Genomic DNA, 5,482 nt, shown 5'->3' with positions numbered 1-5,482 from the left:
GCTACCGGAAGACGTACAGAAGGACTGTTACCCCATTTTTTCACGACTACTTGTGCCATTTTTAATTCCTCAAAGTATCAACAATGAAGATACTCTACCAGTTATAATTTTAAGTGTCAACTTTGTTGATACATTGCTTATTCGTTGTGATAATGCAAATGAAAATTGCTTTTCAAACATAGTTTAGGAGTCGGAAATTTCTGGGATTCCGGCTTACAACCTCTTCTACAGAGACTAAGTTGTGTGATAAATAAATTTTATTTATTTTATTATAATTCGCATCACGCTAACAGGTTAGATCTACTGCTCAACGCATTAGATTTAGCCAGCGATTTAAGTTTACCGAGTTTTCAACTTCACCCCCTTACGGGAGATCGAAAAGGTATTTGGTCGGTAAGCATATCGGGAAACTGGCGGTTAACTTTCGAATTTAACGACGGTGATGTTTATATATTGAATTATGAGGACTACCATTGATGACTAAACGTATGCCGACCCATCCGGGGCGCTACATCTCTGACGAGATGACGCATTTAAATATTAGTCTTAGAACGTTGGCACGGGCGCTGGATGTCTCACCGTCAACGATTGGGCGGGTGGTAGAAGGTCGCGCAGCGGTAACGCCAGCAATGGCGGTGCGTTTAGCCCGCGTGCTTGGCAGTACGCCAGAAATGTGGCTGAGACTTCAGGAAGCGTACAGCTTGGCGCAGGCTAAACAAGAAGTAGATTTAACGCGCCTGACGCCACTGTTTACGCCAGTACAGTACCCGCATCACGCTTGATGATGAAGCCCGAAAAGCGGGTTTTTCGACGTTCTGGGTAATGCCACTCCACCAGCTTCGCCCGCAAAAAGAAAAGCCGATGCTTATGCATCGGCTTTTCTTATCGTACAAATCCAACCACTGAATTTTATTTTTGAACATTTGCTAATGGAAAAAATAGCATTAAAGGTTCATCTGGTAACTGAATTAATCCATGGTGAGAGTAAAATGAAGCGGCCTTCTTATCCTTGGAATCAACAACAAGTGCATATGCGCCAGCTCGTTGTCGTGCATTTCCCAATAGAGCAGTCTTAACTCTTGCAGTAGACATATAGATTACCTCATGTACAAAATATACGGCAAATTGCCGTATATTTAAATTGCGTTATTTGGGCTATGTCTAATACTCTCAATCATTCCTGCATAAAGATCCCATATAGAAGGATATGAGGCTGATTGATGATACTTATTGCTGAACGCCGTTTTGCAACTCATGCAAAGCCGCCACCTGTAAAAAGTGACTACGATTCTTGTACAGATTTGGACTCGCTTTAACCTTATCATCAATTTTCTTCGATAATAAATCAGGTAGCGTGACATTGAATTTTGTCGATTTACCTAAATACGGCTCAACATCAATTTCAACTACAGCCCACGCCCATCCTGCATATTCTTCATCTTTGATCCAGCAATCCAATGACTTGGCTTCAGGGGGTAATTGGTTCATTTCAGCCAATAACTCTAAATGTCCTGTAATGGCTTCCTTAGCGTTCTTTACGGCGTCATCCATTGAGTCACCCGCAGAGAAACAACCTGATATATCGGGAACCACCACACCGTAAGCATGATGCTCATCACCGATTTCAATCGCAATAGGATATAACACGTAATATGCCTCCAATTTTTTTTAAAAATTTGAGTCGCGCAGATGCAGATAAGGGGGCTTACAGCCCCGCTTGTTTTTGTATTTTCCTGAGCAATCCCGTTTTAATTTCCTGTTTAGGGTGTGGAATTGTCAGCAGGTCGTTACGCTCAGGATGTTTAAAGTGGTGATGGCTTCCGTTGATCCTCACCAACACCCACCCTTTCTTCTCAACCTCTTTGATTAAATCTGCACTTCTCAAACTAACTCCTATCCGTTTAACTCGCAGTCATGATAACCCCAATAACTCCATGAGTCAAGTTAAGATAACCCTGATAACCCCGAAAAAATGAAAATATTATTATTCAGTTGTACCGTGTTGCATGAATTGTTTTGGAACGGTTCCTTTAGATTCCGCTAGGCTATACGCTTCCTGAAGTCTCAACCACATTTCCGGCGTACTGCCGAGCACGTTGGGCTACCTTCAACCACACGCCCAATAGTTGACGGGGAAAGACATCCATCGCATGTGCAAGCGCTCTTAAAGGATGGAATAAATTTGTAAGTTATGCTGGTAATTTTAGAACCCAAGGAGTACCATGTACTCCAGTGTAAAGGAGATTTGCCAGTGAGTCATGCGATAGAGTTTATCGAAACAAGTATGTTTACCCGACAGATACAAGAAATTGCTACTGATGATGAGCTCAAAGAACTGCAACGAGAACTTATCGAGTCACCAGAAAAAGGTGATCTAATACGTGGTACTGGGGGGTTACGTAAAATCAGAATGGCTATAGGCTCACAGGGAAAAAGCGGTAGTGCCAGAGTTATCTATCTTCTAGCGACTGAAGATATTATCTATCTAGTAATGGTTTATCCGAAAAGTAAGAAAGATAGCTTAACGGATGCCGAAAAAGCAGAACTGAAAAAACTAACAACATTACTAAAAGATGAGGTGTAACATGAGTTTTTTTGACGAGTTGAAAGCATCCCTCGAAGAAGCAGTTGAAATTAAACAAGGTAATAAAGCCGCAGCGCGTGTGACTCGATACGAAATTGCCGACGTTAAAGCTATCCGTGCTCAACTGAATATTTCACAGGCAGAGATGGCAGAGGCTTTAGGCACTAGCATTGATACCATAAAAAGCTGGGAGCAGAAACGTCGAAATCCGACAGGACTAGCGGCAAAGGTGTTAGCTATCATCCAAGACAACCCTAATTTCTATAAGGCTCTGGCTACGCATTGAGTTGCCGATGTGTAAACATCGGCCTCCTAATCGCACAAATCCAACCAAAACAGGGCGTTTTGCTGAATTATGGCGTAAGGATAACAGTAATGAGGCGTTGCGTCATGCCTCGCCCAGATCATGCACGAGGGAACCTGGAAAAAGCCGGAAACCGTGTTGGGCTATATCCGTAACTTGGAGGCGAAAAAGAGCGTCATGATTGACTTGGTGGAGGGGCGCACTGACGTGTGATTGTACTAATTTAACGACGTATAGTGAGTTAATCAGTGGTGATTTAGTGCGAAATTAGATCGCCACCGAATATAATATTGATCTATTCAGTCTTTTTAATAATAATGGCTATTAGCAACTTTAAGACGACTTTAAATCCTATGTGATTTTCTTTATGGCCGACTCTGCTATTTGCGATGCCGTTTATGGTATCTGTTTTGATGTGCTCTGCATATTGCCTAACGTGGTACAAAAGGCTATTCATATTATCGATGATATTCGAATAGTCTGGTTAGGTTTATGAAGGGTAAATTCCTCCAGCGTAAAATACGCCGCCTGAAATAGACTATATCAATACCACCACAGATCATATAGTTAATAACCTGTCTGAGTGAATAGATTTAACTAACGGAAATATAAATTAAAGAATAAAAAAACTACCACTAATTAATGTATAGAAAATAATTTATTTTATAATTACACTAATAAAACAAACGCATTGAATTACATTACCTTCTTGAAAACATTATTTAAATATTACCCTGCCATTTTAAAAATAAAAATCCAATAAACATAATTTTTATTATTTTAAATAGATCATCAACTAAACTGAAAAAACAATCGTAAAAAAATAAAATATTTGCAATAATGCCACTGTGATTATACTTAATGTATTTATTACCATAGGTTCAATAAGAATTAGCATAAACAAAATTAGTTTTTATGATTATTGTATGTATATTAAATAATATGTATTTAAAATTATATAAACAGGTTAAACAGAATTGAATAATTTAGTAATCAGCATGAGTTAAACATAATGTAATAATAGAAAAATCACTTATTACAATACATTAATCAAGAATTCACTCTCAAAGAAAAAGAGAATATAAACTATCTTACTATTATCATGAGATATGATTAAACAACAACATCCTTCACAGAAAATAATGTAAACGCAGTTGCTGTAAAGTTAGTATATACCTAATAGATTTCGAGTTGCAGCACAGTGGCAAGAGAGTGAATCTCCACGAGCATAGTCCACAATGTCACTGGGGTGAGTGAGCGTAGCCAACAAAGCTACAACTCGAAAGATGAAGGGTATAAATCCTGTTGCATAATTATCAACACATTCAATATAAGGTATTAAATCATGAACAGAAAATTAGCTGCTTGTATACTTGCATTTGTTATTGGAACAGCCGTCACCGCTAACGCTAGTGCATCTCTTTGTAGTGGCCATATCTGTGGCAAAATCCCTTGGGACATTGCTTATCAATCTTATGTATAAGCTATATTTTATAAACTGAAAATTCCACTAGTTACATGGTGTAACACAATCAAAATTTTTTTATTTGAAAAATAAAATGGATATATGAATAAAAAAATCAGGATACCCATTCTTAATTGAACGGGTATCCTCACATCTGTCGTCTTTCAAGTTGCTTCGGCTTTTCCGGTAAGCCTCATATAAAGGCGTCCTCCATTGAGTTACTCGCAGAGAAACAACCTGATATTAGGATATAATACGTAATATTTTGATAATGCCAAATTAACGTTTTTTTAGAGAATGGATAACCTTCTGCATTTCTTCTAGCGCATTCTCATGCTCTTGTAATCTTTCTTGTAGTTTAGTGACGAAATCCTTTTCAAGCCGAAATAGTTTATATTGACTATTATTTATCATTGTTTGAGAATGATTGTTATGGTCGTAACTTGCCTATGATTTTTATTTGTATAGGCTTAGTTGGCCTATATAGAATGATTGAACGACCGTGTGATTTTCACATAACTACCTTAACCTTCTGTTTTCAACAGGTAATTTAACAATACATACAATAATTACTTTAGTTAACTATATTTATAACAACACCAAATTATCAATATGGATAATAATAACAAATAGCACTTATAATAACTATATATGCATACAATTACATGAATTTACCCCCGATTTCTAGGGGCTTTTATGAATTTTTTCATGAAAAGGGTACGTATGAACGATGAATTGTTTGGCAACGAAAAATTACTTAATTCTGATGATCGTGAAGAAATTCTCATAGACATTTTGAGGGTAAGCCTTAAGAAGGCAGTAGATGATTACAACAATCTTAATAATGAGTATGAAGATCTAAAAATTAAATATGAGCGTAAATGTGCATTAGACTACTTTAACTCCCATCAGGAAAAACTACGCTATGTCGTTGAAAAATTAGATGAATCAATTAATTTACCACCTGAAACTACCTGAAAAAAAATAACACTACCCGTTCTGGGTCATGTATTAAATAGTTAGATTGAATATCAAAAATAGTACTCACGCTCAATAAAAGTTCCTATCACCTTATCGTGCATTTCTTCGGATTTTGAATAACTGATAGTTTTTCTATTCAGTCTTTTTA

Annotated in this window: 11 protein-coding genes; 6 read left to right on the top strand and 5 right to left on the bottom strand. The window is 37.3% G+C overall.

The window, feature by feature from the left end; translation table 11 throughout:
* From Xhom_RS34795 to Xhom_RS24490, 3 genes are all read left to right on the top strand, one after another.
* Positions 1-187: hypothetical protein (locus tag Xhom_RS34795; RefSeq protein WP_211287913.1), on the top strand; the 187-nt coding region annotated here is incomplete at its 5' end.
* Between the two features lie 59 nt (positions 188-246).
* Positions 247-477 (top strand): type II toxin-antitoxin system RelE/ParE family toxin, encoded by a 231-nt coding sequence (locus Xhom_RS24495; RefSeq protein WP_420855276.1) that lies wholly within the window; start codon positions 247-249, stop codon positions 475-477.
* Complete coding sequence (locus Xhom_RS24490) at positions 477-782, top strand: HigA family addiction module antitoxin (RefSeq protein WP_099140109.1); 306 nt, start codon at positions 477-479, stop codon at positions 780-782. The genes Xhom_RS24495 and Xhom_RS24490 overlap by 1 nt, the downstream gene beginning before the upstream one ends.
* Here the strand turns inward: Xhom_RS24490 and Xhom_RS41220 are convergent.
* The 4 genes from Xhom_RS41220 to Xhom_RS24475 all read right to left on the bottom strand — a co-directional run bounded on the left by Xhom_RS41220 (position 751) and on the right by Xhom_RS24475 (position 1,885).
* The gene (locus Xhom_RS41220) at positions 751-873 is read right to left on the bottom strand and encodes a hypothetical protein (protein WP_274540199.1); all 123 of its coding nucleotides are present in this window, start codon (positions 871-873) and stop codon (positions 751-753) included. The two genes, Xhom_RS24490 and Xhom_RS41220, sit on opposite strands and share 32 nt — an antisense overlap.
* A 36-nt stretch (positions 874-909) precedes the next feature.
* Positions 910-1,092, bottom strand: coding sequence for a hypothetical protein (locus tag Xhom_RS24485; protein WP_099140108.1), 183 nt, complete (start codon positions 1,090-1,092; stop codon positions 910-912).
* Between the two features lie 135 nt (positions 1,093-1,227).
* Complete coding sequence (locus tag Xhom_RS24480; RefSeq protein ID WP_099140107.1) at positions 1,228-1,647, bottom strand: type II toxin-antitoxin system HicB family antitoxin; 420 nt, start codon at positions 1,645-1,647, stop codon at positions 1,228-1,230.
* A gap of 58 nt (positions 1,648-1,705) precedes the next feature.
* On the bottom strand, positions 1,706-1,885 hold the full coding sequence (locus Xhom_RS24475) for a type II toxin-antitoxin system HicA family toxin (protein ID WP_099140106.1): 180 nt from the start codon (positions 1,883-1,885) through the stop codon (positions 1,706-1,708).
* 366 nt (positions 1,886-2,251) lie between these two features.
* On the opposite strand from Xhom_RS24475, the gene Xhom_RS24470 reads away from it, so the two are divergent.
* The 3 genes from Xhom_RS24470 (at position 2,252) to Xhom_RS24460 (ending at position 5,331) form a co-directional block, all read left to right on the top strand.
* Positions 2,252-2,584, top strand: a complete 333-nt coding sequence (locus Xhom_RS24470; protein ID WP_099140111.1) for a type II toxin-antitoxin system RelE/ParE family toxin — start codon at positions 2,252-2,254, stop codon at positions 2,582-2,584.
* Between the two features lies 1 nt (position 2,585).
* Complete coding sequence (gene nadS / locus Xhom_RS24465) at positions 2,586-2,870, top strand: NadS family protein (RefSeq protein ID WP_099140105.1); 285 nt, start codon at positions 2,586-2,588, stop codon at positions 2,868-2,870.
* A 2,206-nt stretch (positions 2,871-5,076) separates the two neighbouring features.
* Complete coding sequence (locus tag Xhom_RS24460) at positions 5,077-5,331, top strand: hypothetical protein (RefSeq protein WP_145957513.1); 255 nt, start codon at positions 5,077-5,079, stop codon at positions 5,329-5,331.
* A 53-nt stretch (positions 5,332-5,384) separates the two neighbouring features.
* Here Xhom_RS24460 and Xhom_RS24455 read toward each other — a convergent pair.
* A partial coding sequence (locus tag Xhom_RS24455; RefSeq protein ID WP_244590824.1) for an IS1 family transposase occupies positions 5,385-5,482 on the bottom strand: 98 nt, incomplete at its 5' end.

It is taken from the genome of Xenorhabdus hominickii, assembly GCF_002632725.1.
Taxonomy (GTDB): domain Bacteria; phylum Pseudomonadota; class Gammaproteobacteria; order Enterobacterales; family Enterobacteriaceae; genus Xenorhabdus; species Xenorhabdus hominickii.
Note: the sequence above shows the minus strand (reverse complement) of the source record. Positions and strands in the feature narration are given on the sequence as shown.